The organism is Kitasatospora sp. NPDC101108 (assembly GCF_055584725.1).
Genome location: NZ_JBVJLM010000024.1, coordinates 72,643 through 94,801 on the forward strand (window position 1 = coordinate 72,643; position 22,159 = coordinate 94,801).

Below are 22,159 nucleotides of genomic sequence, written 5' to 3' on the forward strand. Positions count from 1 at the left end.
GCCAGTCAGGGCCTGTCCGGCACGATCACCGTCAGCGAGGTCTCCTGCCGCCGGAAGCCCAGCGCCTCGTACACCCGGCGGGCCGGGTTGCCCTCGGTCACCACCAGGTGCACATCGGCCAGCCCGCGTCCGGCGGCGTCCGCGACCGCCCGGCGCAGCAGGTCGGCGCCGAGGCCGCGGTAGCCGCGCCGTGGGTGGCGGAAGACCTCGGCGACCCAGGGCAGGCCGTCGCGGTCGGTCAGCACGGCGGCGGCGACCACCCGGTCCTCGGCGTCCACGGCCAGCACGCTGGAGGGCAGCACCGGGCCGATGGCCTTCCCGGCCAGCAGCGGGCCGATCCGGTCGGCGAGGGCCCGGGCGTCGTCGCCGGGGAAGTGGTCCACGTGGGCCGGGTCGAAGGCGGCCCGCCAGGACTCCAGCATCTCCTCGGGCGAGCGGTCGCAGGGCGCCGCCCGTAGGCCCTCGCGCAGCGGCGTCCCGGCCCAGTCGGCGGGCGGGGGATCGGCGCGCAGGTCGCGCCGGTAGGTGTGGGCGTGCCGCAGCGCGGTCGCGCCCCGCGCCAGCAGCCGCCGCCCGAGCCCGGGCGGGCCCGAGACGACCCAGCCGGGCAGCTCGGCGCAGATGTACTCCGCCGCGTCCGCCGCGTCCGCCGAGCCGTCCAGCACCTCCAGCAGGTCGGCCCAGGGCCGCCCCTCCCGCTCGCCCAGCCGGTACCGCAGGACCGGTGCGCCGTCGCCGTTCCGCCTGATCACCCGGTCCGCGTCGGCCATGGCCCCCACCCCGTTCACGAGCTCGTTCGTCGGCGGCCCATGCTCACCGGTACGGCAGCCCGGGGCAACGGGTTTTCGACGGGCGCGTCCCGTGGCGGGGAGCGGGCTCAGCCGACCACTGCCGCCCGGACGCAGAGCACGTCCGGCAGGTGGGAGACCAGCAGCGACCAGTTCTCGCCCTCGTCCCGGCTGCCGTACACGTCGCCGGTCCGGTTGCCGAAGTAGATCCCGGCCGGGTCGGCGTCGTCGGTGCGCAGGGCGTCGCGCAGCACGATCCCGTAGTGGTCCTCGCCGGGCAGGCCGTTGGCCAGCTGCTCCCAGCTGGTGCCGGCGTCCGTGGTGCGGAAGACCCGGCAGCGCCGGCCGGGCGGGATCCGGTCGTCCGAGCCGCCGAGCGGGAAGAGGTAGGCGGTGTCGCCCCGGCGCGGGTGGGCGGCGACGGCGAAGCCGAACTCGGCGGGCAGCCCGTCCGCGATGGAGCGCCAGCTCGCGCCCCAGTCGTCGCTGCGGTAGACGCCGCCGTGGTTCTGCAGGTAGAGCCGGTCGGGGTGGACCGGATCCGGGGCGATCTTGTGGACGCACTGGCCGAACTCGGGGTACTGCCGCTCCTCCGGGAAGAACTCGGCGCGCAGGCCGGTGTTGGAGGGGGCCCAGCTGTCGCCGCCGTCCTTGCTGCGGTAGACGCCACCGCTGGAGACGGCGACCAGCAGCCGCTGGGGGTCGCGCGGGTCGGTCAGGACGGTGTGCAGGCCCTGGCCGCCGTAGCCGGCGCCCCACTCGGGCCGCTGGGGGTGGTTCCAGAGCGACTCGACCAGCGAGAAGGTCTCGCCGCCGTCGGTGGAGCGGAACAGCGCGGCCGGTTCGGTGCCCGCGTACACCACCCCGGGGGCCTCCGGCCCGGCGGGCTGGAGCTGCCAGACCCGGGTCAGCGAGGCGCCGGTGGACTCCGGGAAGCGGATCGCCGGCCGGGACGGCTCGTGCCAGGTGGCGCCGAGGTCGTCGGAGCGCCACACCGACGGGCCCCAGTGGCTGCTGTCGGCGCCGACCAGCAGTCTGGTCCGCCCCTCGCGGCGGTCGATCGAGACGGAGTAGATCGCGTTCATGGGGAAGTGCGGCCCGCTGAACTCCCAGTCCAGCCGGTCGCGGCTGCGGCCGAGAAAGAGGCCCTTCTCGGTTCCGACGGCCAACAGCACCTCGGTCATGCCTCACACCACCTGATCACGAGCACGGCCCCCCGGGACGGCCCCCCGGGGCGCCTCGGCACGCCCCTCGCCAGTGTCCCGCCGTCCGCCGCCGAGCACATCTCGCCGCGCGGGGCCGTGCCGCCACCGTGCTGTGACGCTCCGCGCGCCGCACCGTGCTGTGACGCTCCGCGCGGCGCAGCGCGCCCGGCAGGGCCGCGGGCGGCCCGGGAGCGCCGCTACCCCCGGCAGCCCTCCAACAGCCGCAGCCACACCTCGCTGATCGTCGGATAGGCGGGGACGGCGTGCCAGAGCCGGTCGATCGGCACCTCGCCGACCACCGCGACGGTCGCCGAGTGCAGCAGCTCGGCGACGGCCGGGCCGACCAGGCAGGCGCCGACGATCACCTCCCGGTCCAGGTCGAAGACCACCCGGGCCCGGCCGCGGTAGTCGTCGGCGTAGAGCGAGGCCCCGGCGACGTCGCCGATCTCCTGGTCGACGGCCTTGACCCGCAGTCCGAGCCGCTCGGCCGCCGCCAGGGTCAGGCCGACGGCCGCGACCTCCGGCTGGGTGAACACCACCTGCGGCGCACCGGCCAGGTCGGCGGACGCGGCGTGCGCGCCCCAGCGCGAGGTGTCCAGCGCACGCCCCTGGGCGCGTGCGGCGATCGCCGCACCGGTGATCCGGGCCTGGTACTTGCCCTGGTGGGTGAGCAGCGCCCGGTGGTTGACGTCCCCGGCCGCGTACAGCCACTCGCCGTCCACGCCCAGCACCGTGCAGCTGTCGTCCACCTCCAGCCAGCTGCCGGGCCGCAGTCCGACCTGCTCCAGCCCGATGTCGGCGGTGCGCGGGGCCCGTCCGGTCGCGTACAGCACCTCGTCGGCGGTCAGGCGCTCGCCCTCGGTGAGCCGCTCGCCGTCGTTCAGGGAGAGCACCACCGGCCCGTCGGCCCCGGCCCGCTCCAGCGAGGTCACCTCCGTGCCGAAGCGCAGGTCGACCCCCGCCTCCCGCAGGCCCTCCGCGACCAGCTCGCCCGCGAAGGGCTCCATCCGCGGCAGCAGCGCGTCGCCGCGCACCAGCAGCACCACCTCGGAACCCAGCGCCCGCCAGGCGCGGGCCATCTCCACCCCGACCACCCCGCCGCCGACCACCGCGAGGCGCCCGGGGACGGTCGGCGAGCCGGTCGCCTCGCGGTTGGTCCACGGGTGGGCCTCGGCCAGCCCGGGCACGTCGGAGGGCAGCACCGGGCGGCTGCCGGTGCACACCGCGACCGCGTGCCGGGCGGTGAGGACCCGCTCGCTGCCGTCCTCGGCCTCCACCGTGACGGTCCGCACGCCCGCCAGCCGGCCGTGGCCGCGGACCAGCTCGATCCCGGTGTCCCGGAGCCACTTCACCTGGCCGTCGTCCTTCCACCGGGAGGTGAAGGAGTCCCGCCGGGCCAGCACCGCCGCCGCGTCCAGTCGTCCGTCGCCGACCGCCTCCCGGGCGCCGCCCACCGCGCGGGCGTCGTCCAGTGCGGCCGCGGGGCGCAGCAGTGCCTTGCTCGGCATGCACGCCCAGTACGAGCACTCGCCGCCGACCAGCTCGGCCTCCACGATCACCGTGCGCAGGCCCGCGGCGACCGTCCGGTCCGCCACGTTCTCCCCGGTCGGGCCGGCGCCCAGGACGATGACGTCGTACTCCTCGGCGGTGCTGCTGGTCATGTCGCGTCCTCCGTGGTCTCGCGGGCCTCGCGTCGTCGCGCCCGGCCGTGGCCGCTGTGGACGGCACCCGGGCGTGGGCCCCATCCTGCGACGCGGACCGGCCCGCGCGCGGGCGAACACGCGGACGGGCTCAGATTGCCGCGAGCTCCGCCAGCAGGGCGGCCGTGTCGGCGGGGCGGGAGAACATCGGCCAGTGCCCGGTGGGCAGTTCGCGCAGTTCCCAGTTGGGCCGGTCCATCCCGGCGAACCACGGGTGCCCGCTCGCGATCAGCGCCCGCACCTGTTCGAGCGGGAGGGAGCAGGAGATCAGAGCCTGCGGCAGTGCGGCCCCGGCGCCGGTCAGCCGCAGCCGGTCCCGGTAGGCCCCGACCGGGTGCGGGGTGAGCCGGGTGCGGATCCGGGCGAGGGCGGCGTCGTCCAGGCCCTCGGTGCTGGACCCGTGGGCGGCCATGTACTCCCAGGAGGGCATCGGCAAGCGGCCGTCCACCGCCGTGGCGTCGGCCTCGGCCCGGAAGTCGGGCGGCCAGAGGTCGTACACCGAGGCGCCGTCGACCAGCGGGCCGCTGTCCAGGTAGACCACCCGCCGGATCCGCTCCGGCATCCGGTCGGCGACGCCGCCCACCGGCGCGCAGGCGCCGCTGTGCGCGACGAGCACCACGTCCCACAGGTCCTCGCGCACCAGCAGCTCGGACAGGTCGGCGATGTGCTCCTCCAGCCCGAAGTCGCCCGGCTCGCCCGCCCGTTCGGCCAGCCCCGGCAGGCTCACCGGGTGCACCCGGTGCCCGGCCGCGCGCAGCGGCGCGGCCACCGCGTCCCAGGCCCAGGCCCCGAGCCAGAACCCGGGAACCAGTACGAAGGTGCTCACGGCGGGTCTCAGGCCTGGCCCTCGGCCGCCTGCTCCTCCGCCACCTTGCGCTTGACCTCGGTCATGTCCAGGTTGCGGGCCTGGCCGATCAGGTCCTCGAAGACCGGCTCGGGCAGCGCGCCGGCCTGGGAGAAGACGAGCACGCCCTCGCGGATGATCGCCAGCGTCGGGATCGACTGGATGCCGAACGCGGAGGCCAGCTCCTGCTGGGCCTCGGTGTCGACCTTGGCGAAGACCAGGTCCGGGTGGCGCTCCGCGGCCTTCTCGTACACCGGGGCGAACTGCCGGCACGGCCCGCACCACCCGGCCCAGAAGTCGATGAAGACGAAGTCCTTGCCCTTCGGGCCCGGGACGATGTCGTCGAAGTTCTCCTTGGTCAGCTCGACCGTGTTGCTCATCTCGCGGATCCTTCCCTTCCGAAGTGGCGGCACAGGCCATGTGCCCCGGACAACCGTGATGCCCACAGGGGTATTCCGGGGGCCGTCCGGATTGAGCACGCGACGGCCACCGTCCGTACAGAAAGTTGTCCAGTCCGTTGACGGAGGCGGGAGGCGTCCCATGCGCAGCAGACCCCGCACCCGCCGGGCCGCCGTACTCGCCGCCACCGGCATCGCCGGGGCCGCCCTGGTGGCCGGCTGCGGGTCGTCCGGCTCGGGCAGGTCGAGCACGCCGAGCGCGTCGGGCGGTTCCGGGGCTCCGGCCGGCGCCACCCTGCAGGTCGCGCACGACCCCCGGCTCGGCACGATCGTGACCGACAGCGCGGGCTTCACGCTCTACCGCTTCGACCAGGACGGGACCAACCCGCCGGAGTCCTACTGCAACGGTAACTGCGCGACGCTCTGGCCGCCCGAGCAAGCCCACGGCACCGTCACCGCCAAGGGCGTCGACAGCAAGCTGCTCGGCACCGTCACCCGCTCCGACGGCACCGGGCAGGTCACCGTCAACGGCTCGCCGGTCTACCGCTTCTCGAAGGACGCCAAGCCCGGCGAGACCAACGGCGAGGGCGTGGCCGGCACCTGGTTCGCGGTGACCCCGACCGGCGGCAGGGCGATGCCGAGCGGCAGCCCGGCGCCCGGACCCGCCACCCCCACGCCGATGCCCAGCGCCCCGGGCTACTGACGACGGGCTCGACCGATGGCCACTGACCGCCCCCGACCCCGATCGCCGCCGCCGGCGAGGACCGACGGCCGCTGACGGCTGTCGATCACCGCCCTCGCCCGGGAGGCCGGGGTGCGCAAGGATGAAGTCGTGACCGATGAGCACCCCGCCGGCGGTTCCGCCGCGCACGGCACGGGGGACGCCGACGAGGAACTGATGCGGGCCCTGTACCGCGAGCACGCCGGTCCGCTCTTCGCCTTCGTCCTCCACCTGGTCGCGGGCGACCGCCAGCGTGCCGAGGACGTCGTCCAGGAGACGCTGGTCCGGGCCTGGCGCAACATCGACCGGCTCGCCCCGCAGGCCGGCTCGCTGCGGCCCTGGCTGGTCACCGTCGCCCGCCGGATCGTGATCGACGACCACCGCAGCGCCCGCGCCCGGCCGCGCGAGGTCGACACGGAGGGCCTGGAGCAACTGCCCGCCGAGGACGAGATCGACCGCGCCCTGCGGATGATGACCATCGCCGACGCGCTCGCCGACCTCTCGCCCGCCCACCGGGAGATCATCGCCGAGACCTACCTCAAGGGCCGTACCGCGAAGGAGGCGGCCGCCGAACTGGGCATCCCGGCCGGGACCGTCCGGTCGCGGGTGTTCTACGCACTGCGCTCGCTCAGGCTCGCGCTGGAGGAACGGGGAGTGACATCGTGACCGATCGGCCCGTCCCCGTCCCCGGCCTGCCGGTCGGCCCCCAGCACGAGGACGTCGGAGCCTACGTCCTCGGCGTGCTGGAGCCCGCCGAGCGAGCCGAGTTCGACGGGCATCTGACGGGCTGCCCGGAGTGCATCGAACAGGCCGACCAACTCGCCACGGTGGAATGCCTGTTGGCCCAGTACTGCGCCTCGGTGAAGGCCGCCGGACTGGACCCGGCCGGGCCGGCGCCGATGCCGGACGGCCGGCTCCTGGACCGGCTGATCGCCGAGATCAGGGCCGGTCGGCGGCGGGGCCGGATCCGGCGGCTGGTCCTCGCCCTGGCCGCGACCGCGATGGTCGCGGCGGGCCCGGCCGTCACGGCCGCGGTGCTCACCGCCCAGACCACACCCGCCGCGGTGGCCGTTGCGGAACAGTTCAGCGCCGCCGACCCGGCCACCGGTGCCAAGGCCACCGTCGGCATCGACGGCAAGGCCTGGGGCAGCGAGGTCGATCTCCAACTGTCGGGCGTGCAGGGACCGTTGACCTGCCGCCTGGTCGCCGTCTCGCACAACGGCGAGCGCCAGACGGTCACCACCTGGAGCGTCCCGGAGGGCGGCTACGAGCGAACCGACAACCGGGAGACGCTGCGCACCACCGGTGGCGCGGCCCTCCAGCCGCGCGACATCGACCACTTCGAGGTGCGGGTCCAGGGCACCGACGCCCTGCTGGTCGCCGTCCCGGCCCACAAGGCCTGACCGTCGGCCCCTCCGGTCGCCGGTGCGGCTGGCGCCCTGCTCGGGGTAGCTGTAGTCGTCGCCGGGGTGGCCGGGGTGGTCGCCGGGGTGGCCGGGGTGGTTCATCGGGGGGTCTCCGTAGGGTTGATCCGGCGCCAGGCGAGGAGCGCGCAGAGCGCGAAGCCGAGGGCGTTGCCCAGGCCGTGGGTGGCGGCCATCCAGCCGAGGGTGGGGTGGGGGAGCCCGGCGGCCCGGCCGAGCGCCCACCACAGGGCGAGCAGCATGGTGAGGGCGAGGACGGCGGAGGAGGCGGCGAGCAGCCGGGCGGTGGCCCGGTCGGCCGCCCGGGGCCGCAGTTCGCGCCAGCTGATGAGGCCGACCAGCCACATTCCGGTGCTCAGTACGACGGCTCCGGCGAGCTGCCACCAGTTGCCCAGGAAGTACCCGGCGAGCACCAGCAGGGTGCCCGCCGGGACGCTGAGTGCGGCGCAGCGGGCCGGCCGCGAGCGGTGGTCGGCGCGGCAGACCAGCCCGGCGACCAGCGCGGCGGTGAAGCCGGCGTAGTGGAAGTGCGGAACGGTCAGCGCCAGGATGTGCGGTTCGAAGCCGAACAGCGGGTAGCCGGAGCGCTCGGCGACCAGGGCGACGCCGGCCACCGAGGGCGCGGCCAGCGCGGTGAGCACGGCGACCTCGGCGGGGGCGAGCGAGCGGGTCCGGGCCAGTCGCAGCGGCGCGTGCAGGGCCACCAGCAGGGTGCCCAGGGCGTACAGGGTGGCGCTGCCGGTGGCCAGGGCGCCGCGCGGCAGCCAGAGCGAGAGCGCCCCGGGGACGGCCGCGAGCGGCCAGAGCCGCCGGATCCGGGCGAGCCCGGGTTCTTCGATCAGGGCCATCCCGAGCGGGAGGACGGCGCCCATGCCGAGCAGGACCAGCAGGTCCACCAGTTCGGTCGTGCCCTTGCCCATGGCGGGCGCACCCCCCCTTGAACGCGTTCAAATAGGCTCGCCGGTGACTCTACGCCGCCGAGTTGAACGCGTTCAACTCGGCCTCGGTCCGGCTGGCCTGGTGTTCACGTGGGGTGCGGCGCACTCTGGAGGGGTAACCGATGGAGGTGATCCGCCATGAAGACTCTGGTCGGTTGGCACATCGAGATGGAGTTCCGCGAGGACGGCCCGCGGACGACCGCCGCCGCCCTGCTCCGGCTCGGCGACGGGAGCGAACTGCGTGCCCACGGCTACAGCAGCCGCCACCCCTCCGACCCGGAACAGCTGCGGGTCGGCGAGGAGATCGCGGGGGCCCGCGCGCTCAACGACCTCGCCTCGCAGCTGCTCTCCAAGGCGCACGGGGAGATCCAGGAGGTCAGCCCGGTCCCGACCCATCCGCTCTCGTGACCGTCCCGCACCCCGCCGGCGACCGGGCCGCACGGGATCCGCAGCACCCGCGCATCCCGCTGATCTGCCCGCGCTGCGGGCACGAGCAGCAGGTCGTCCCCGGTGGGCCCGAGCGGGCGGTCAAGGTGGTGCACGTGGGGACCGGTCGCGAGGCCTGCGAACCGGGGGACCTGGCCCGGGCGCCGGACGAGGGGACCTGAGTCCGGGGAAACGCCGAGTGCCGGGCCCGCGGCCCCGCGGGTCCCGGCACTCGGCGGGTCAACCGGCTCCCGCCGGTGGTCAGTTGACGCAGTACGTGGCCGGCGGCCGCCACTCCGGACCGACCAGTCGCTGCTCCAGCTCGTTCAGCGTGATCCGGATCCCGACCGTCCCGGCCAGCCCCACCCGGAACCGGCTGCGGGCCAGCGCGACCAGCGCGGTCAGGCCGTACTTGTTGATCAGCGAGGTGCGGTAGCGCGCGGTCGCGTCGGGGTCGCAGAGCCGGGCGCGGGCCGGGAGCCGGCGGCCGGTCGGGCGTCCGTGGGCGTCGCAGGGGCCGATCAGCACCCGGGGGTGGCGCCGGATCCGTTCGGCCTCGCCGGAGTGGGCGGGGGTCCAGACGCCGAGCGCCGTGCCGTCGGGCACGACCCACAGCTGCGTGTCCTGTCGGCTGCCGTCGTCGCCGAAGGTGGTCAGCAGCAGGTACCTGCTGTCGGCCAGCCGGCCGGTTCGGTCGTGCATGATCTCCTCCCTCTCGCGGGGGGCGGGTCAGTGGTGACCGTGGCCCTCGGTGATCTCGCGGTACTCCTCGGCGGTGGGCCTGGGGATCCGGGCGTGCTCGCCGTGGAATCCGCGGGACAGCCGTACGCGGGTGCGGGTGAGCGCGCCCGCCGGCCGGGCCACACCATTCTCGTCCGCCGCGGGCGGCAGTTCGAGGGGGCGGGGCTGTTCGTGGGAGGTGAGCCGGTGCAGTTCTGCGGGCGCGAGCCCGGCGTGCACCTCGGTGTACTCGCCGTGCGGCAGCCGGCGGACGATGCCGGTCTCCCGCCCGTGCAGCACCTTGTCGCGGTCCCGCCGCTGCAGGCCCAGGCACCAGCGCTTGGTGACCACGAAGACGGCCACCGGGACGACGAAGAAGCCGATCCGCACCGCGTAGGTGATCGCGTTGAGCGACAGGTGGAGGTGGGTGGCGATGAGGTCGTTGCCGCCGCCCGCGAGCATGACGAGGTAGACGCTGATCCAGGCCGCGCCGAGGGCGGTGCGCACGGGCGCGTTGCGCGGCCGGTCGAGCAGGTGGTGCTCGCGGTCGTCGTCGGTCACCCAGCTCTCGATGAACGGGTGGACCGCGATGGCGCCGAGGATCACCGGGAACAGCGTCAACGGGATCAGCACCCCGAGGTTGAGGGTGTGCCCCCACAGGCTGATCTCCCAGCCGGGCATCACCCTGATCAGGCCCTCGGCGAAGCCCATGTACCAGTCCGGCTGGGCGTCGGTGGAGACCTGGTCCGGACGGTAGGGCCCGTACGCCCAGATCGGGTTGACGGTGGCGACCGCGGACATCAGCGCGACGATGCCGAAGACCAGGAAGAAGAACCCGCCCGCCTTGGCCATGTAGACCGGCATCAGCGGCATGCCGACGACGTTCTTCTCGGTCTTGCCCGGGCCCGCCCACTGGGTGTGCTTGTGGTAGAAGACCAGGATCAGGTGCGCGACCAGCAGACCGAGCATGATGCCCGGGATCAGCAGGACGTGGATGGTGAAGAACCGCGGCACGATGTCGTGGCCGGGGAACTCGCCCCCGAACAGGAACATCTGGATGTAGGTGCCGACCAGCGGGACCGCGAGGATCGCGCCTTCCATGAAGCGGATACCGGTGCCCGACAGCAGGTCGTCCGGCAGCGAGTAGCCGAAGAAACCGTCGAACATGCCCAGGGCCAGCAGCAGGAAGCCGAAGACCCAGTTGATCTCGCGCGGCTTGCGGAAGGCGCCGGTGAAGAACACGCGCATCATGTGCACGAGCATCGCGGCCACGAAGACCAGGGCGGCCCAGTGGTGGATCTGCCGGATCAGCAGCCCGCCGCGGACCTCGAAGCTGATGTCCACGGTGGAGGCGTAGGCCTCGGACATCGAGATGCCCTTGAGCGGGACGTACGAGCCGCTGTAGACCACCTCGCCCATGCTGGGCTTGAAGAACAGGGTCAGCCAGACGCCGGTCAGGATGATGATCAGGAAGGTGTAGAGGCAGATCTCGCCCAGCATGAAGGACCAGTGGTCCGGGAAGATCTTCCGCAGGTTGGCCCTGGCCAGGGTGTGGATCCCCAGCCGGCCGTCCGCCCAGTCGGCGGCCCGCCGCCCCCGCCCTGGGTTCTGATTCCGGGTCATGTGCACGCACCTCAGTCCGAAGGAAACGGGGATAGTTCCCCGATTCGCACTGGGGCCACAATAATCGGGGATCGTTCCCCACTTCTAGCCGGGGTCCGTTCGCCGGAACGGCCGGGGCGGAAACGCCGAGCGGCCCGCCCGGTGTCGGGAAGGACACCGGACGGGCCGCGAACGCACCCACGTGACCGGGACGGGCGGCGCCCCGAGGGGCGGCGCGGGATCAGTGCACCAGCACCGGCACCTCGTCGACCTTCGCCGCGTCCGAGCCGGCGCCCGCACCCGTGGCGCCGGGGCGGCCGGCGTTGATGAAGGTGAAGGCGACCGTGGCGGCCGCCACCAGGATCCCGAAGGAGACCCAGATCGCGGTGGTGAAGCCGTGCACCATGCCCTGGAACTGCAGGGCCTTGGCGGCCTCGGGCGAGGCGGCGGTGGCCAGGGCGTGGGCGTGCGAGGTCAGCCAGGTGGTGGTGGCGCTGGCCGCGATGGTGTTCAGCAGCGCGGTGCCGATGGCGCCGCCGACCTGCTGCGAGGTGTTGACCATGGCCGAGGCCACGCCCGCGTCCCGCGGCTGGACGCCGTGGGTGGCCAGGCTCATGGCCGGCATGAACGCGGTGCCCATGCCGAGGCCCATCAGGATCAGGCCGGGCAGGATCAGCGCCGGGTACGAGGTGTCCAGGCCGATGTGGGTCAGCAGGAACATGCCGATCGAGGCGGTCAGGAAGCCGGGCGCCATCAGGAAGCGCGCCGGGACGCGGGTCATCAGCCGGGCGCCGATCTGGGTCGAGCCGGTGATCATGCCCGCCACCATCGGCAGGAAGGCGACGCCGGTCAGCACCGGGCTGTAGCCGCGCACGACCTGCAGGTAGTAGGTCAGGAAGAGGAACAGACCGAACATGCCGATCACGGCCATGCCCAGCGACAGGTACACCCCGCCGCGGTTGCGGTCCAGGACCACGCGCAGCGGCAGCAGCGGGGCCTTGACGGTGCGCTCGACCACGGCGAAGGCGGTCAGCAGCACGACGGCCGCGGCGAACAGGCCCAGGGTGCTGCCGGCCGTCCAGCCGTTGGACTCGGCGCGGGTGAAGCCGTACACCAGGGAGACCAGGCCGGTGGTCACCAGCAGCACGCCGGGGACGTCCAGCTTGTTGCGGTTGCGGCCCTCGGCCGGCTCGCGGATCACCATGACGGCGCCCGTGGCGGCCACCACGGCGAACGGGATGTTGACGAAGAAGGTCCAGCGCCAGTTCATGTACTCGGTCAGGAAGCCGCCGAGGATCAGCCCGATGGCGCCACCGCCACCGGCGATCGCGCCGTAGATGCCGAAGGCCTTGGCGCGCTCCTTGGCCTCGGTGAAGGTCACCGCGAGCAGCGACAGCGCGGCCGGCGCCAGCAGCGCGCCGAACACGCCCTGGAGGGCGCGGGAGCCGAGCAGCATCGCGGTGTTGGCCGCGGCACCGCCGAGCGCGGACGCCAGGGCGAAGCCGGTCAGGCCGACGATGAAGGTCCGCTTGCGGCCCCAGAGGTCCGCGATCCGGCCGCCGAACAGCAGCAGGCCGCCGAAGGCCAGCGCGTAGGCGGTGATCACCCACTGGCGGTTGCCGTCGGATATGCCCAGGTCCTGCTGGGCGGACGGCAGGGCGATGTTCACGATGGTGGCGTCGAGGACGACCATCAGCTGGGCGAGGCCGATGAAGATCAGCGCCTTCCAGCGCCTGGGATCGGGGAGCGTCGCCGGGCGGGCGTCGGTCTGAGACATGGGGGTACCCATTTCACGGTGCGTGGGTGTGCGAGAACGGTCAACTGCCGTACGGGAACGGCAGGTTGCCGTACGGGTGCGAGGGCGCGCGAACGCGTCGGGAGACGCGGCGCCGGTCGGTGGTGCGTCGGGTCGGTGCTGGTGGTCGGTCAGTTCTTGGGCTGGAGGTCCTCGAAGGTCGCGGCGCGGCCGGGCAGGACCGAGTGGACGGGCGTGCGGAGACCGTCCAGGAAGATCTGCAGGTGCCGGTGCACGAACTCGTCGAGCAGTCGGCAGGCGGTGTTCGGCAGCGGTCGGGTCAGCTGGCTCATCGCGATGAACAGGTCACCGTGGTCGACGTCCGGCCGGAGTTCGCCCGCGGCCCGGGCGCGCTCCATCAGCCCGCCCACGGCGGACCGCAGGCGCTCCCGGACCTCGGTCAGGTCTGGGTCGTGCGGGTCGATGTGGCTGCTGAAGAGGGTGCAGAGGCCACCGATCTTCTCCGCGACGGTCGCGTGCACGAACCGCTGCAGGGCGTCGAACGGGCCGCCGCCGTCAGGTGCGTCCGCCTCCGCCGTCGCCGTCTCGGCGAGCGCCAGGATGCGGCTCTTGACGAGCAGCGCCACCTCGCGGATCAACGCCACCCGGTCCGGGAAGTTCCGGTACAGCGTGGCGTTGCCGACCCCCGCCCGCTTCGCGATCTCGTCCAGCGGCGCGTCCGCACCGTGCTCGACGAAGGCGTCCCGGGCCGCCAGCACGATCCGCTCCCGGTTCCGGCTCGCGTCCGCACGCAGCTTCGGCGTACGCACACTCCCCGTGGAACCGGCCGGCTCGGCGGCGACGGTGGTCATGACTACTGCTCCTCCAGGATACCGGGGAAGTTCTCCCCGCTTCTGCCAACGTACTCGTAAACGGGGAATCTGTCCCCGTAATTTCCGGCCGCGATGTGGCCTGCGTCACATGTAGGCGAGTGTCGGGTGTGGTCGGTATCGTCAGGAGCCGGACGCCCCGTAACCACTCGCCCGCATGCTCGTTCTTCCGGCGGGTGCCCAGGCGAAGGAGCAAAGCCCATGACCGCGATCTCCGACCGCCCGCAGATGCTGCCCGAGCAGTTCGAGGAATTCGCTCGTCATCTGGCCACGACCGCCGAAGGCGTGCGGCCGGAGTTCATCAACGGGAAGCTGGGGGTCAAGCCCGTGCCGGACGGCGACCACGGCCGCATCATCCAGTGGCTGCTCCGCATCTGCATCCAGGCTCGGCCGGAGCTGTATTTGCATGACCAAGGCCTCAAGGTGCAGGGCTACCGAGGAGGATTCGCCCGCCCGGACGGCACGCTGGCCGACGCCGATGCCTTCGTTGGTCAGGGTGACTGGGCTGCTGCCGACCAGGTGCTCATGGTCGCCGAGGTCACGTCGTTCGACTCCGACACGGACCGCCGCGACCGAGTCGAGAAGCCCCGGGCCTACGCCGAGACCGGAATTCCCGTCTACCTGCTGATCGACCGGGACTCCGCCGAGGTCATCCTGCACAGCCAGCCCGACGGCGTCCGCTACGAGACCGTCCGGACCCTCCCGTTCGGCAAGACCGTCCGGATCCCCGAGCCCGTCGGCATCTCCCTGGACACCGAGCCGCTGAAGAACTGGGTGCGCTGAGCCCGGCCATGTCTTCCCGGGGCGGGTAGCCCCGTCGGCCTAGGCTGGGCGTCCCGGGCGGCCGGTGGGTCGTGGGAGTCGGGACGGGCCCGGCGGCCGGGTGGGCGAGGAGGTTCGCGATGGACAGCGAGGAGTCGACCGCCAGGGTGCGCTGTGTGGCGGCCGTTCCGTGCTGGGTGAGCCTGATCGCCCAGGACCTGGAGGGTGCCAAGGACTTCTACGGCCCACTGCTCGGTTGGGAGTTCGAGCCCGGGCCGGAGCGCTTCGGCCCGTACGTGCACGCCGTGACCGGCGGGGAGGCGGTGGCCGGGCTGGGACTCGCGGGGACCGGGGCGGTGCCGCTCGCCTGGACCAGCTACTTCGGGACGGAGAGCGCCGACGCCGTCGCCGACGCGGTGCGCGAGCGCGGCGCCACCCTGGCGGTCGGCCCGCTGGCCTTCGACGCCGGGCGGGTCGCCTTCGCCGCGGACCCGGCCGGCGCGGTGTTCGGCATCTGGGAGGGCCCGCTGGGCCGGGCCCGGAAACTCGACCTGCCGGGCGCGCCGGTCTGGATCGAGCTGCGCACCCCGGACCCGTTCGCGGCGGCGCTGTTCTACGGCGAGGTGTTCCGCTGGGACGGCCGGGACCCGGAACGCTTCGAGGTCCGCTGGGAGCACGACCGGGTGGTGCTGCGGGCGGAGGGGCACAGCGTCGCGGCGCTGGCCAAGGAGCAGGCGGGCGGCCCGGCGGGCACGCCGCCGCACTGGGAGATCTCCTTCGCCGTCCAGGACACCGACCGGGCGCTGGCCCTGGCCGTGGAGCTGGGCGGTTCGGTGGTCGGGCCGGCCTTCGACACCCCCTACGGGCGGGTGGCCCGGCTGCGGGACCGCGAGGGCGCCCGGTTCGCGGTGATCAGCCCCAAGGGCTGAGCCGCCGCAAGGGCTGAGCCGCCGCAAGGGCCGGCCTCGGCCCGGGATCTCATTCCGGGTCGCCGAGCGCCTCCCGTTCCGTCCGCAGCCGTTCGCCGAGCGCGGCGCGGGCGGCCGCGGGCAGGGCCTTGCGGGCGGCCGGGAAGAGCACCTCCTCCTCGCCGGCCAGGTGCCGCCGGAGGGTGTCGGCGAGGCCGCGCAGCAGGGTGTCGAAGGCCGGGTCGGCCGGGTCGAGTCCCTGCAGGTCGGAGAGGTACTGCCCGAGCGCCAGGTGGTCGTGGATGCTGCGGAAGACCAGTGCCCCGCCCTCGGGCACGTCGTGCTGGACGACCGGGAAGAGGTGTTCCTCCTCGGCGGCGCAGTGCGTGAACAGCAGGTCGGTGAGCCGGGCGACCAGCTCGGCGCGCTCGGTGGAGCCGGCCGGTGCCGTCTCGGCCCGGTCGAGCAGTTCGGTGACCGCCTTGTGGTCGGCGGTGAACTCGCCGAGGATGTCCGGCCTGCGGCTCATGGCGTGACCGCCTCTCGTCCGGGATCAGGACTGCCCCCGTACCGTCCAGTATCCGGCGCCGCCGGACGGAACCCGGAATCCCGAAGCCGGACCGAACCGGTAGCCCCGAACCGGTAACCCCGAACCGGTAATCCCGAACCCGTGACCCGCCCCGGTCGGCCCCGGCCGGACGCGCCTCAGCCGTCCCGCCGTCCGGTGAGGGCCAGCAGCCGGGTCTGCGGGCTCGCGTCCTCGGGCACGGGCAGCGGCGGGTCGAACATCCCGCTGCCGGAGAGGTCGCCGTAGCCCGCGAACTCGCCGAGCGCGAAGTCCACCAGGTCGCCCGGGAGCCGGGTGCGCTTGCCGATGCCCTCGGCGAGGTCCCAGGCGTGGATGACCAGGTCGGTGGTGAGCTGGTCCAGGTAGTCCTGCCCGGAGACGTCGCCGAAGGAGAGGTGGACGGTGAGCTCGGTGGCGCCGGGCACCTCCCAGGCCTGCCGGGCGGCCTCGGCGGCGGCCGCCCAGGCGGCGACCGGGTCGTCGCCGAGCACGTCGCCGTCGAACCGGCTCCCGACCTCGCCGGTGGTGGTGCCCATCAGCAGTTCGGGCACCCAGAGCTGCTCGGCGGTGAGGTGGTTGACCAGGTCGCGGACGGACCAGTCGGCGCACGGGGTGGGGGAGTCCCACCGGTCGGGCGTGATCAGGCGGACCCGCTCGTCGAAGGCGGCGAGGGCCTCGGAGTACGGCGTGTCGGGCCGGTCGGACCGCTGGTGTTGCCTGCTGTGAGCCATGTCTCCACCCTGCGCCGGTCCCGGCGGGGCGCGCGAGTCGCTCACGGACCGTCAGTTGTTCAAATTCGAACTTCACGGTACGGTCAAGAAGTGGCCGGTTCAATTTTGAACAACAGGCGCGGGCGCCACAACCCCGCCCGGCCGCACCACCATCCACACCCCCTACGACCGACCCCGATCGATGGAGACGCGCATGCCGAGCAACAGCCCGAGCACGACCGCCGCCACCAGCCCCGCCGGCCCGGCCCGGAACAGCTCCGGGTCCACGGCCACCTCCTCGCACGCCTACGACGCCGGACTCCTGCTCCTGCGCCTGGTGCTCGGCCTGACCATGGCCGCGCACGGCAGCCAGAAGCTGTTCGGCTGGTTCGGGGGCGGCGGGATCGACGGCACCGGTCACTTCTTCACCATGAGCGGCTACCCGGCGGGCAACGCCATGGCCGTGGTCGCCGGCCTCACCGAGGTCCTGGGCGGACTCGGCCTCGCCGTCGGCCTGCTGACCCCGCTGGCGGGTGCCGCCGTCGTCGGCACGATGGTCAACGCGATCGCCGTCACCTGGGGTGGCGGCTTCTTCGCCCCCAAGGGCAACGAGTACGAGCTGCTGCTGACGGCGGGCGCCGCCGCCCTCGCGCTGACCGGCCCCGGCCGCTACGCGGTGGACCGCTTCCTGCCGGTGCTGAAGGCGCACCGCCTGGCGTACGGCGTGGCCGCCCTACTGGTCGGCCTGGCGACGGCCGGGGTGATCCTGCTGCTGCGCAAGTAGCCCGAAGCCGACGGCGGGGGCTCGACCCGCTGTTCCGGAGGCCGTGGTGGCCGATCGCCGCCACGGCCTCCGCGCGTTCCCCGCGTTCCCCGCGTTCCCCGCGTTCCCCGCGTTCCCCGCGTTCCCCGCGTTCCCCGCGTTCCCCGCGTGCACCGGGATGCGGCGGGCGGGTGCCGTGTCACTCGCCGATCCGCACCAGGGCCAGGGTGATGTTGTCCGGCCCGCCCGCCTCGATCGCCGCCTTCCACAGTTCGAAGGCGGCCTTCCCGTCGGCCCGCTCGGAGGTGTCGTACGACCGGGTGAGCAGTCCGGCCAGCTCCTCCTCGGGCACCGGGTCGGTCAGTCCGTCGCTGCACACCAGGTAGCGGTCGCCGACGGCCAGCGGCGAGGTCCGCACGTGCGGTTCGACGAAGGTGAGCCCGAGCGAGCCGCCCAGGGTCTGGGTGACGACCGAGGTGGTGTGCCGGCCGGGTGGCAGCGGCGGGCTGTCGTCCACGCTCACCCGCTCCAGTCCGTCCCCGGTGACCCGGTAGACCCGGCTGTCCCCGATGTTGAAGACCATCGCCAGCTCGGGCAGCAGCACCAGTCCGGCGACGGTGGTGCCCATCGCGGCCAGCTCGGGGTCGCCGGCGGTGGCGGCGTAGACCGCCCGGTTGCACTCCTGGAGTTCCTCCCGGACGGCCTCCTCGTCGTCCAGCCCGCCCCCGGCGGCGGCGAGCCGGCGGGCGACCAGCGCGCTGGCCACCTCGCCGCCGGGGTGGCCGCCGAGGCCGTCGGCCACCGCGACCACGCAGGGCGGACCGAGCGCGAAGAGCAGGGTCTGCGGGTTGGTGGTCACCGTGGCGCAGAGCGTCCAGGGGCCGACCGTGAGGCTGTCCTCGTTGTGTTCCCGCACCAGGCCCTCGTGGCTCAGTGCGCTCACCGCGATGTACGGCGCCATCGGTTCGCCGTCCTTCCGGAGGGCCCGGCCGCTGTCGGGGCCCGCTGACGGGGCCGCCGGGGCCCGCCTTCCATTGTCGGCGGGAACCCGGGGAATAACGATCCGCGGCAGACTGCTAGGGTGGTTGAAAGTTGGACTACCTGGGACCTCCTGGAGTGTGGTGAGCAGCATGCAGTTCGGAATCTTCAGCGTCGGCGACGTCACCCCCGACCCGACCACCGGCCGCACCCCGACCGAGCACGAGCGGATCAAGGCGATGGTGGCCATCGCCCGCAAGGCCGAGGAGGTCGGCCTGGACGTCTTCGCGACCGGCGAGCACCACAACCCGCCGTTCGTCCCGTCCTCGCCGACGACCATGCTCGGCTACATAGCCGCGCAGACCGACCGGCTCATCCTCTCCACCTCGACCACGCTGATCACCACCAACGACCCGGTGAAGATCGCCGAGGACTTCGCGATGCTCCAGCACCTCGCCGACGGGCGGGTGGACCTCATGATGGGCCGCGGCAACACCGGCCCGGTCTACCCCTGGTTCGGCAAGGACATCCGCCAGGGCATCCCGCTGGCGATCGAGAACTACGCGCTGCTGCACCAGCTGTGGCGCGAGGAGGTCGTGGACTGGCAGGGCCGCTTCCGCACCCCGCTGCAGTCCTTCACCTCCACCCCGCGCCCGCTGGACGACGTCCCGCCGTTCGTCTGGCACGGCTCGATCCGCAGCCCGGAGATCGCCGAGCAGGCCGCGTACTACGGCGACGGCTTCTTCGCGAACAACATCTTCTGGCCCAAGGAGCACTTCCAGAAGCTGATCGCGCTCTACCGCGAGCGCTTCGCCCACTACGGCCACGGCACGCCCGAGCAGGCGATCGTCGGCCTCGGCGGCCAGGTGTTCATGCGGAAGAACTCCCAGGACGCGGTGCGCGAGTTCCGTCCGTACTTCGACAACGCGCCGGTGTACGGGCACGGGCCCTCGCTGGAGGAGTTCACCGAGCAGACCCCGCTCACCGTGGGCAGCCCCCAGGAGGTCATCGAGAAGACGCTCGGCTTCCGCGAGACCTTCGGCGACTACCAGCGCCAGCTGTTCCTGATGGACCACGCCGGCCTGCCGCTGAAGACCGTGCTGGAGCAGCTGGACCTGCTCGGCGAGGAGGTCGTGCCGGTGCTGCGCGAGGAGTTCGCCAAGGGCCGCCCGGCCGGGGTGCCGGAGGGGCCGACCCACGCCGCGCTGGTCGCGGCCCGCGAGGCCGCTGACGGCCACCGGGCCCAGGAGGCCCACGACGCCCGCGAGGCCCACGAGAAGGAGGAGGTCGCCAAGTGACCGCGTTCAAGCTGGCGGTGGTGAGCGCCGGACTGAGCAAGCCGTCCTCGACGCGCCTGCTGGCCGACCGGCTCGCCGAGGCGACCGTGCGCCGGCTCGGCGAGCAGGACCGGGAGGCCGAGGTCACGGTGATCGAGCTGCGCGACCTCGCGGTGGACATCGCCAACAACTTCGTCACCGGCTTCCCGGCCGCCGCGCTGCGCGGGGCGATCGGCGCGGTGACGGAGGCGGACGCGGTGATCGCGGTGACGCCGATCTTCACCGCCTCCTACAGCGGCCTGTTCAAGTCCTTCTTCGACGTGATCGACCACGACGCGCTCACCGGCAAGCCGGTGCTGATCGCCGCCACCGGCGGGACGCCCCGGCACTCGCTCGCCCTGGAGCACGCCGTACGGCCGCTGTTCAGCTACCTGCGCGCGGTCGTGCTGCCGACGGCCGTGTACGCGGCCACCGACGACTGGGGCACGGCCGGGGACGCGCTGACCGACGGCCTGCCGGGCCGGATCGAGCGCGCCGCGGGCGAGCTGGCGGGCCTGCTGGCCGGGCGCGGCCCGGCGGCGGGGGCGGCGGTGCCCGAGCAGGTGGTCCCGTTCGCCGAACAGCTGGCGGCGCTGCGGGTCTGACGCCGGACGGCGGGTCCGACGCCGGACGGCCGCGGGGCGGGTGCGCGAAGGTGCGCACCCGCCCCGCGGCGCACGTCCGGCCGCTGCGGCCCGCTCATCCGAACGGCCCCTCGGAGCGATCCCCGATGTGCCGCCGGCCCTGTCGTCGGGGCCGTTCGGCGGCATGCCGACCGTGCCGACGCGTCCGTTGTGCGATGTCATCGGTGGCATGCAGCCCGAACCGCAAGCCGTCCTCTCGCCGCTGACCGGCGCGGCGGTCTTCCTGGTCCTCACCGTCGAAGCCGGTGGCGAGGACACCGTCCGCGACCTCCTGCCCGACCTCGCCGGACTGCGCCGGTCCGTCGGCTTCCGGGCCCCCGACGGCGGCCTCACCTGCGTCACCGGCATCGGCTCCGAGCTCTGGGACCGCCTCTTCGACGGCCCCCGGCCCGCCGGCCTCCACCCCTTCCAGGAACTGGCCGGCCCCCGCCACCGCGCCCCGGCCACCCCGGGCGACCTGCTGCTGCATCTGCGGGCCGAGCGGATGGACCTCTGCTTCGAACTGGCCGGCCAGCTCACCACCCGCCTCGCCGGCGCGGCCACGGTGGTCGACGCCGTGCACGGCTTCCGCTACTTCGACGACCGGGACCTGCTCGGCTTCGTCGACGGCACCGAGAACCCCGAGGGCCGGGCCGCCGCCGAGGCCACCCTGGTCGGGGCGGAGGACGCGGACTTCGCGGGCGGCAGCTACGTCATCGTCCAGAAGTACCTGCACGACCTGGACAAGTGGAACGCGCTGAGCGTCGAGCAGCAGGAAGGGGCGGTCGGCCGAACCAAGCTCACCGACATCGAACTGGACGACGACGTCAAACCCGCCGACTCGCACGTCGCGCTCACCGTGATCACCGGCCCGGACGGCGAGGAACAGAAGATCGTCCGCTACAACATGGCCTTCGGATCCTTCGACGGCGGCGGCGAGTTCGGCACCTACTTCATCGGCTACGCACGCGACCCCGGCGTGACCGAGGAGATGCTGCGCAACATGTTCATCGGCAACCCGCCCGGCACCACCGACCGGTTGCTCGACTTCTCCACGGCCGTCACCGGCTCGCTGTTCTACGTCCCGACCGCCGACTTCCTCGACTCGCCGCCACCGGCCGCCCGGGCTGCCGACGTCGTTCCCGCTGAGGTTCCCGCCGCCGGTCCCGCTGTTCGGACGCGCCCGGACGGTTCGCTCGGCATCGGCAGCCTCAAGCCGACCTCCTGAATGCCGCCCGCCTGGAAGCCGCCCGCCTGAAGCCGACCCCGAACAGGATCCGCACCGTGAACAACCTGCACCGCGAACTCGCCCCCGTCTCCGCCGCCGCCTGGGAGGAGATCGAGGAGGAGGCCCGCCAGACCTTCAAGCTCCACATCGCCGGCCGCCGGGTGGTCGATCTCGCCGGCCCCGAGGGCACCACCCTCGCCGCCGTCGGCACGGGCCATCTCACCGGCATCGAACCGCCCCTCGACGGCGTCCGGGCCCGCGCCCGCGCCAGCCGCCCGGTGGTCGAACTGCGGGTGCCCTTCACCGTCGGCCGGGACGCTGTCGACGACGTCGAACGGGGCTCCCGGGACTCCGACTGGCAACCGGTCAAGGACGCCGCCCGCACCCTCGCCCGCGCCGAGGACCGCGCCGTCTTCGAGGGCTACCGGGCCGCCGCGATCGAGGGCATCCGGGCCGGCTCCACCAACCCGCCGGTCCAACTCCCGGAGGACGTAAGGGAATACCCGGAGGCCGTGAGCCGTGGACTCACCGCCCTGCGCCTGGCGGGCGTCGGCGGGCCGTACTCACTCCTGCTCGGAGCCGAGGCCTTCACCGCCGTCAACGAGACCAGCGACCACGGCTACCCCGTCCACAACCACCTGGCCCGCCTGCTGGACGGCGACATCATCTGGGCCCCCGCGATCGAGGGGGCGTTCCTGTTGTCCACCCGGGGAGGGGACTTCGAACTCTGCCTGGGCCAGGACGTCTCGGTGGGCTACCTCTCCCACGATGCGGACACGGTAGAGCTTTACCTACAGGAGTCGCTCACATTCAGCGTGTACACGGGAGAGGCAGCCGTCGCTCTACACGGTTAACACCAGATGGGAATGTCCCAGATGGTGGGGCCGTGACCTATCGACATGCGTACTCCAC

General features: G+C 73.3%; 25 protein-coding genes. 12 read left to right on the forward strand and 13 right to left on the reverse strand.

All coding sequences use genetic code 11. The features are described 5' to 3' along the window. Positions 1-5: 5 nt before the first annotated feature. The 5 genes from ACZ6Z8_RS33395 to ACZ6Z8_RS33415 all read right to left on the reverse strand — a co-directional run bounded on the left by ACZ6Z8_RS33395 (position 6) and on the right by ACZ6Z8_RS33415 (position 5,130). Entirely contained in the window at positions 6-770 is a 765-nt protein-coding gene (locus tag ACZ6Z8_RS33395) for a GNAT family N-acetyltransferase (RefSeq protein WP_465613782.1), read from the reverse strand. A gap of 107 nt (positions 771-877) precedes the next feature. Beyond that, positions 878-1,972 carry a WD40/YVTN/BNR-like repeat-containing protein gene (locus ACZ6Z8_RS33400; RefSeq protein WP_465613783.1) on the reverse strand — a complete coding sequence of 365 codons (1,095 nt, stop codon included), beginning with the start codon at positions 1,970-1,972 and terminating at the stop codon, positions 878-880. 218 nt (positions 1,973-2,190) lie between these two features. Then, positions 2,191-3,654, reverse strand: coding sequence for a dihydrolipoyl dehydrogenase family protein (locus tag ACZ6Z8_RS33405; RefSeq protein ID WP_465613784.1), 1,464 nt, complete (start codon positions 3,652-3,654; stop codon positions 2,191-2,193). Between the two features lie 130 nt (positions 3,655-3,784). Continuing rightward, on the reverse strand, positions 3,785-4,519 hold the full coding sequence (locus tag ACZ6Z8_RS33410; RefSeq protein WP_465613785.1) for an alpha/beta fold hydrolase: 735 nt from the start codon (positions 4,517-4,519) through the stop codon (positions 3,785-3,787). An 8-nt stretch (positions 4,520-4,527) separates the two neighbouring features. Next, entirely contained in the window at positions 4,528-5,130 is a 603-nt protein-coding gene (locus tag ACZ6Z8_RS33415; RefSeq protein WP_465613786.1) for a thioredoxin family protein, read from the reverse strand. Here ACZ6Z8_RS33415 and ACZ6Z8_RS33420 point away from each other — a divergent pair. From ACZ6Z8_RS33420 to ACZ6Z8_RS33430, 3 genes are all read left to right on the forward strand, one after another. After that, positions 5,078-5,638, forward strand: coding sequence for a hypothetical protein (locus ACZ6Z8_RS33420; protein WP_465613787.1), 561 nt, complete (start codon positions 5,078-5,080; stop codon positions 5,636-5,638). The two genes, ACZ6Z8_RS33415 and ACZ6Z8_RS33420, sit on opposite strands and share 53 nt — an antisense overlap. A gap of 129 nt (positions 5,639-5,767) precedes the next feature. After that, the gene (locus ACZ6Z8_RS33425) at positions 5,768-6,322 is read left to right on the forward strand and encodes a sigma-70 family RNA polymerase sigma factor (protein WP_465613788.1); all 555 of its coding nucleotides are present in this window, start codon (positions 5,768-5,770) and stop codon (positions 6,320-6,322) included. Then, complete coding sequence (locus tag ACZ6Z8_RS33430; RefSeq protein ID WP_465613789.1) at positions 6,319-7,059, forward strand: anti-sigma factor family protein; 741 nt, start codon at positions 6,319-6,321, stop codon at positions 7,057-7,059. Before ACZ6Z8_RS33425 ends, ACZ6Z8_RS33430 begins: the two co-directional genes overlap by 4 nt. 101 nt (positions 7,060-7,160) lie before the next feature. On the opposite strand, the gene ACZ6Z8_RS33435 is transcribed toward ACZ6Z8_RS33430, so the two are convergent. After that, positions 7,161-8,000 carry a YndJ family protein gene (locus ACZ6Z8_RS33435; RefSeq protein WP_465613790.1) on the reverse strand — a complete coding sequence of 280 codons (840 nt, stop codon included), beginning with the start codon at positions 7,998-8,000 and terminating at the stop codon, positions 7,161-7,163. 156 nt (positions 8,001-8,156) lie between these two features. Between ACZ6Z8_RS33435 and ACZ6Z8_RS33440 the strand changes: the two genes are divergently transcribed. Both ACZ6Z8_RS33440 and ACZ6Z8_RS33445 read left to right on the forward strand, forming a co-directional pair. Then, positions 8,157-8,426, forward strand: coding sequence for a DUF1876 domain-containing protein (locus ACZ6Z8_RS33440; protein WP_465613791.1), 270 nt, complete (start codon positions 8,157-8,159; stop codon positions 8,424-8,426). Continuing rightward, positions 8,423-8,626, forward strand: coding sequence for a hypothetical protein (locus ACZ6Z8_RS33445; RefSeq protein WP_465613792.1), 204 nt, complete (start codon positions 8,423-8,425; stop codon positions 8,624-8,626). The genes ACZ6Z8_RS33440 and ACZ6Z8_RS33445 overlap by 4 nt, the downstream gene beginning before the upstream one ends. 79 nt (positions 8,627-8,705) lie before the next feature. Here ACZ6Z8_RS33445 and ACZ6Z8_RS33450 read toward each other — a convergent pair whose 3' ends face one another. The 4 genes from ACZ6Z8_RS33450 to ACZ6Z8_RS33465 all read right to left on the reverse strand — a co-directional run bounded on the left by ACZ6Z8_RS33450 (position 8,706) and on the right by ACZ6Z8_RS33465 (position 13,373). Further along, positions 8,706-9,146 carry a PPOX class F420-dependent oxidoreductase gene (locus ACZ6Z8_RS33450; RefSeq protein ID WP_465613793.1) on the reverse strand — a complete coding sequence of 147 codons (441 nt, stop codon included), beginning with the start codon at positions 9,144-9,146 and terminating at the stop codon, positions 8,706-8,708. Between the two features lie 27 nt (positions 9,147-9,173). Continuing rightward, complete coding sequence (gene qcrB / locus ACZ6Z8_RS33455) at positions 9,174-10,787, reverse strand: cytochrome bc1 complex cytochrome b subunit (protein WP_465613794.1); 1,614 nt, start codon at positions 10,785-10,787, stop codon at positions 9,174-9,176. Positions 10,788-11,007: 220 nt separating this feature from the next. After that, positions 11,008-12,543: an MFS transporter gene (locus tag ACZ6Z8_RS33460; RefSeq protein WP_465613795.1), complete on the reverse strand. Its 1,536-nt coding sequence runs from the start codon at positions 12,541-12,543 to the stop codon at positions 11,008-11,010. Positions 12,544-12,692: 149 nt separating this feature from the next. Continuing rightward, on the reverse strand, positions 12,693-13,373 hold the full coding sequence (locus ACZ6Z8_RS33465; RefSeq protein ID WP_465613796.1) for a TetR/AcrR family transcriptional regulator: 681 nt from the start codon (positions 13,371-13,373) through the stop codon (positions 12,693-12,695). Between the two features lie 219 nt (positions 13,374-13,592). Here ACZ6Z8_RS33465 and ACZ6Z8_RS33470 point away from each other — a divergent pair, with 219 nt between their 5' ends. Further along, complete coding sequence (locus ACZ6Z8_RS33470) at positions 13,593-14,174, forward strand: Uma2 family endonuclease (RefSeq protein WP_465613797.1); 582 nt, start codon at positions 13,593-13,595, stop codon at positions 14,172-14,174. A gap of 119 nt (positions 14,175-14,293) precedes the next feature. Continuing rightward, on the forward strand, positions 14,294-15,082 hold the full coding sequence (locus tag ACZ6Z8_RS33475) for a VOC family protein (protein ID WP_465613798.1): 789 nt from the start codon (positions 14,294-14,296) through the stop codon (positions 15,080-15,082). A gap of 49 nt (positions 15,083-15,131) precedes the next feature. Here the strand turns inward: ACZ6Z8_RS33475 and ACZ6Z8_RS33480 are convergent, their stop codons facing one another. Beyond that, the gene (locus ACZ6Z8_RS33480) at positions 15,132-15,590 is read right to left on the reverse strand and encodes a hemerythrin domain-containing protein (protein ID WP_465613799.1); all 459 of its coding nucleotides are present in this window, start codon (positions 15,588-15,590) and stop codon (positions 15,132-15,134) included. A 176-nt stretch (positions 15,591-15,766) separates the two neighbouring features. Further along, complete coding sequence (locus ACZ6Z8_RS33485) at positions 15,767-16,360, reverse strand: TIGR03086 family metal-binding protein (protein ID WP_465613800.1); 594 nt, start codon at positions 16,358-16,360, stop codon at positions 15,767-15,769. Between the two features lie 193 nt (positions 16,361-16,553). On the opposite strand from ACZ6Z8_RS33485, the gene ACZ6Z8_RS33490 reads away from it, so the two are divergent. Next, positions 16,554-17,123, forward strand: coding sequence for a DoxX family protein (locus ACZ6Z8_RS33490; RefSeq protein ID WP_465613801.1), 570 nt, complete (start codon positions 16,554-16,556; stop codon positions 17,121-17,123). Positions 17,124-17,301: 178 nt separating this feature from the next. Here ACZ6Z8_RS33490 and ACZ6Z8_RS33495 read toward each other — a convergent pair whose 3' ends face one another. Further along, positions 17,302-18,063: a PP2C family protein-serine/threonine phosphatase gene (locus ACZ6Z8_RS33495; RefSeq protein WP_465613802.1), complete on the reverse strand. Its 762-nt coding sequence runs from the start codon at positions 18,061-18,063 to the stop codon at positions 17,302-17,304. A 169-nt stretch (positions 18,064-18,232) separates the two neighbouring features. Between ACZ6Z8_RS33495 and ACZ6Z8_RS33500 the strand changes: the two genes are divergently transcribed. From ACZ6Z8_RS33500 to ACZ6Z8_RS33515, 4 genes are all read left to right on the forward strand, one after another. Continuing rightward, positions 18,233-19,378 (forward strand): LLM class flavin-dependent oxidoreductase, encoded by a 1,146-nt coding sequence (locus ACZ6Z8_RS33500; protein ID WP_465613803.1) that lies wholly within the window; start codon positions 18,233-18,235, stop codon positions 19,376-19,378. Further along, complete coding sequence (locus tag ACZ6Z8_RS33505) at positions 19,375-20,001, forward strand: FMN reductase (RefSeq protein WP_465613804.1); 627 nt, start codon at positions 19,375-19,377, stop codon at positions 19,999-20,001. Before ACZ6Z8_RS33500 ends, ACZ6Z8_RS33505 begins: the two co-directional genes overlap by 4 nt. 208 nt (positions 20,002-20,209) lie before the next feature. Next, on the forward strand, positions 20,210-21,247 hold the full coding sequence (locus ACZ6Z8_RS33510) for a Dyp-type peroxidase (RefSeq protein ID WP_465613805.1): 1,038 nt from the start codon (positions 20,210-20,212) through the stop codon (positions 21,245-21,247). A 56-nt stretch (positions 21,248-21,303) separates the two neighbouring features. Then, the gene (locus tag ACZ6Z8_RS33515; RefSeq protein ID WP_465613806.1) at positions 21,304-22,101 is read left to right on the forward strand and encodes a family 1 encapsulin nanocompartment shell protein; all 798 of its coding nucleotides are present in this window, start codon (positions 21,304-21,306) and stop codon (positions 22,099-22,101) included. Positions 22,102-22,159 lie beyond the last annotated feature (58 nt).

Coding starts and splice junctions, on each gene's coding strand:
- ACZ6Z8_RS33395 (WP_465613782.1), bottom strand. CDS start 770: ATGGCCGACGCGGACCGGGTGATCAGGCGGAACGGCGACGGCGCACCG.
- ACZ6Z8_RS33400 (WP_465613783.1), bottom strand. CDS start 1,972: ATGACCGAGGTGCTGTTGGCCGTCGGAACCGAGAAGGGCCTCTTTCTC.
- ACZ6Z8_RS33405 (WP_465613784.1), bottom strand. CDS start 3,654: ATGACCAGCAGCACCGCCGAGGAGTACGACGTCATCGTCCTGGGCGCC.
- ACZ6Z8_RS33420 (WP_465613787.1), top strand. CDS start 5,078: ATGCGCAGCAGACCCCGCACCCGCCGGGCCGCCGTACTCGCCGCCACC.
- ACZ6Z8_RS33415 (WP_465613786.1), bottom strand. CDS start 5,130: ATGCCGGTGGCGGCGAGTACGGCGGCCCGGCGGGTGCGGGGTCTGCTG.
- ACZ6Z8_RS33435 (WP_465613790.1), bottom strand. CDS start 8,000: ATGGGCAAGGGCACGACCGAACTGGTGGACCTGCTGGTCCTGCTCGGC.
- ACZ6Z8_RS33440 (WP_465613791.1), top strand. CDS start 8,157: ATGAAGACTCTGGTCGGTTGGCACATCGAGATGGAGTTCCGCGAGGAC.
- ACZ6Z8_RS33450 (WP_465613793.1), bottom strand. CDS start 9,146: ATGCACGACCGAACCGGCCGGCTGGCCGACAGCAGGTACCTGCTGCTG.
- qcrB (WP_465613794.1), bottom strand. CDS start 10,787: ATGACCCGGAATCAGAACCCAGGGCGGGGGCGGCGGGCCGCCGACTGG.
- ACZ6Z8_RS33460 (WP_465613795.1), bottom strand. CDS start 12,543: ATGTCTCAGACCGACGCCCGCCCGGCGACGCTCCCCGATCCCAGGCGC.
- ACZ6Z8_RS33465 (WP_465613796.1), bottom strand. CDS start 13,373: ATGACCACCGTCGCCGCCGAGCCGGCCGGTTCCACGGGGAGTGTGCGT.
- ACZ6Z8_RS33470 (WP_465613797.1), top strand. CDS start 13,593: ATGACCGCGATCTCCGACCGCCCGCAGATGCTGCCCGAGCAGTTCGAG.
- ACZ6Z8_RS33475 (WP_465613798.1), top strand. CDS start 14,294: ATGGACAGCGAGGAGTCGACCGCCAGGGTGCGCTGTGTGGCGGCCGTT.
- ACZ6Z8_RS33480 (WP_465613799.1), bottom strand. CDS start 15,590: ATGAGCCGCAGGCCGGACATCCTCGGCGAGTTCACCGCCGACCACAAG.
- ACZ6Z8_RS33485 (WP_465613800.1), bottom strand. CDS start 16,360: ATGGCTCACAGCAGGCAACACCAGCGGTCCGACCGGCCCGACACGCCG.
- ACZ6Z8_RS33490 (WP_465613801.1), top strand. CDS start 16,554: ATGCCGAGCAACAGCCCGAGCACGACCGCCGCCACCAGCCCCGCCGGC.
- ACZ6Z8_RS33495 (WP_465613802.1), bottom strand. CDS start 18,063: ATGGCGCCGTACATCGCGGTGAGCGCACTGAGCCACGAGGGCCTGGTG.
- ACZ6Z8_RS33500 (WP_465613803.1), top strand. CDS start 18,233: ATGCAGTTCGGAATCTTCAGCGTCGGCGACGTCACCCCCGACCCGACC.
- ACZ6Z8_RS33510 (WP_465613805.1), top strand. CDS start 20,210: ATGCAGCCCGAACCGCAAGCCGTCCTCTCGCCGCTGACCGGCGCGGCG.